The organism is Grimontia marina (assembly GCF_900060185.1).
In the GTDB taxonomy this organism is placed as follows: Bacteria; Pseudomonadota; Gammaproteobacteria; order Enterobacterales; family Vibrionaceae; genus Enterovibrio; species Enterovibrio marinus.
The window spans coordinates 1-2644 of sequence record NZ_FIZY01000127.1 but is presented as its reverse complement, the minus strand read 5'-3'; the positions used below and the strand labels follow the sequence as shown (position 1 = coordinate 2644).

General features: G+C 45.8%; 1 protein-coding gene and 1 pseudogene. One reads left to right on the top strand and one right to left on the bottom strand.

Annotated features, from left to right (window positions below):
• The first annotated feature begins 546 nt into the window (after nt 1-546).
• The gene (locus GMA8713_RS25325; RefSeq protein WP_062715401.1) at nt 547-2385 is read left to right on the top strand and encodes an SUMF1/EgtB/PvdO family nonheme iron enzyme; all 1839 of its coding nucleotides are present in this window, start codon (nt 547-549) and stop codon (nt 2383-2385) included.
• 54 nt (nt 2386-2439) lie between these two features.
• On the opposite strand, the pseudogene GMA8713_RS28345 reads toward GMA8713_RS25325, so the two are convergent.
• Nucleotides 2440-2644 (bottom strand): annotated as a pseudogene (locus GMA8713_RS28345) (IS4 family transposase); the annotation flags it as partial.

Here is a 2644-nt window from a genome sequence, read left to right as displayed (position 1 = left end):
GCCACGAGGTATCGGTGCTATGATGGCCATCACTCAGTCCTTTTGTCGGTATGTTTCGGTTTGGCGATTGATCAGATCGCACAAAGCGGACTGAGTTTCTCTTATCTTTGAGATCTACTATTAGGAACAGCTATTTAGGAGGAGACCATATATGGGTATAGAAGTTAACTTAACCGCGTAATTTATCTTTTATCTTCTAATTGTTTAGCCTTGTTATATTAAACCGTCAAAAATATGACGCATAATAATCAAAAAGCGTCAATTAAAATGATATTTTCCATCTATAATTGTTTTTACCAGACAATATTTCCTAAAACACGGATAGCAACTAAAATTTATTGAGTTATCACTCAAAAGATTAGCATTGCATAATAACGATAAGCGTCAAATAATTAGTAACATACACAAGCTAATTGGCATTTACGTGTTAATCTAGCTAATTGGGACAAAGCTTATAAATACCGAGTTTTGCCGAGATGCAGTAATCAGTAAAACGTCTTTGTGCAGTATCGGTGTTTATGATTTCTGATAATAAGCAAGGGACATATGAAAAGTAATCGCATCGCCGCGTTAGTATTCGCGTTATCGCCGATACTTCTTAGTAGTCAATCGCTTGCCAATGAAGCCAATGTCGCAACCCACGATCCTGTGGTTGCGCTGGAACAGAAGCTAGCTGATAAACGAAGTGAAATTAGCGTTCACGCCGAAAACCTCCAAACGCAACGTGACAAGCTGGATGCTTTATTAAGTGAGCGTGCAACGCTGGCAAACAAAGCTATCGAGTTAGAGAAAAAACGGAATCTTGCGCAAGAGCGTCTTGATGAACAATTCCGTCGACTCCTCGAAAATCCAGATACCGATCTCACCCAATATAAAGATGACTACCAAGCTACGTGGAGCGCAGTAAAAGATAATCAATCTTCCGCGTTAATCAATGATCAGGCTATTGCAGAACAGCAGCGTGTCGTTGAAGGTGAAAACCGTCAGAAACAATTGCTGGTAAGCGCATTAGAAAATCTGCAGGAATCCAAGAAAGAAGCACGTGTTAAACGTCTTCGTCAGGAACTCACCTTCGCAGATACCATTGAAGTGGTTCACACCATTACTTGTAGCGAATCAATGACTCTGGGTGCATGTGCTAATCAGGGTAAAACCCTCACCATGCAAAAAGCCGTCAACAGCTTCCAGTCACAGGTATTGGACAATGTAACGGAATCTACCACTGCGAAACTGAATGCCAATCGCGTCTCATTCAATATTCATGTGATGAATAGCAACGTGGTTGACAGCGGATTCAGCGGTAACAACCGTTATATCACTCGCATGCAAGCGGAAATGCGCAGCACGCCTGATGAAAACGCAGCCTGTGAATTGTTGGATTTCGCTGAACGTTACTGTGTGGAGAACTCTTTCACCGCCGCCAAAGCAGCACCCAAGCAACAAGCTAAACGTTGGGTCAATGTGAAAATCCGCTCAAACCGTTATGAAGACAGCGTCACTATTAACGGTGTCACTTATGGCTCAACACCGGTAGAAATAATGCTACCAGCAGGTCAACACCAGTTGACTGTTGAAAAGCCAGGTTTCGAACCATACAGTCGCCAAATGTACATGAGCAAAGACTCCGTGGTTTGGGCGAATCTTCGCGAACAGGAGAACCGTCCAAAGCCGGGAAAGCGTTTCGCTGACAAACTCTCTAACAATCGGCAAGCACCTAAAATGGTGGTGATTGGTGCAGGCCAATACCGCGTTGGCTTTGAAGCTGAGCAACCGGTGGTGGTTGACCAACCATTCTCAATTGCAGCGACGCCAGTCACTGTGAAACAGTTTGGAGAGTTTGTCGCTGCAACAGGCTATGTCACGGATGCAGAAGAAGGTCAGGGCTGTGCTTCCCTTATCAACGGTGAACCAAAGCAACTACTCAATCACAACTGGCGCAAGCCTGGCTTTGACCAGTCAGACAATGCACCAGTTGTTTGCATCACCAAAGATGATGCGCATGCTTACTCTAAGTGGTTGAGCACGCAAACTGGCTTCAGCTACGCACTTCCAACCGAAGTTCAGTGGGAAGTGGCAGCGCGGGCGGGTAGCGATTCTGATTTTTGGTGGGGCAACGACATCGGTATAGGCAATGCCAACACAGGTTGGAGCGGCACCGTCTGGTCCAACAGAAGTACCTCTCCTGTCGCCAGTTTCCCTGCTAACCCATTCGGTGTGTATGACACCGCGGGTAATGTTTGGGAATGGGCAGAAAGTCAGACACCAGTGGCACGTGGCGGCGCATGGAGTTTCTCTCCAAGCAGTGCGCGCGTGGCAGAACGTCTCGAGCTGAAATCTGATATTAGCGCCAACTATCTTGGCTTCCGAGTCGTCCGAAACATCTAGTAGCTAATGCTTCAGTATATGCTGAGAAGCCCGCTATTGCGTAACACCTATCACTTAAGGTTTAAGGTGCTTAGAGCGAACAGGGTAGCGAGTTTTATTAATACGAACGGTCCTCGCTTTGGGCCGTTTTCTTTTTTTGGGGAGTATGTAGCGTTTCACTCTCTCCCGCATGGCTCTTAGCTTTCTCGGGATTGAGCCGGGGGCTGCTATCGCACACCACATCAGCTCATCCTGAATATCTCTCAATGCCATCATAAAA

Bases quoted from the DNA above. Each gene is read 5' to 3' on its own strand.
- GMA8713_RS25325 (WP_062715401.1), top strand. From the start codon at position 547: ATGAAAAGTAATCGCATCGCCGCGTTAGTATTCGCGTTATCGCCGATA.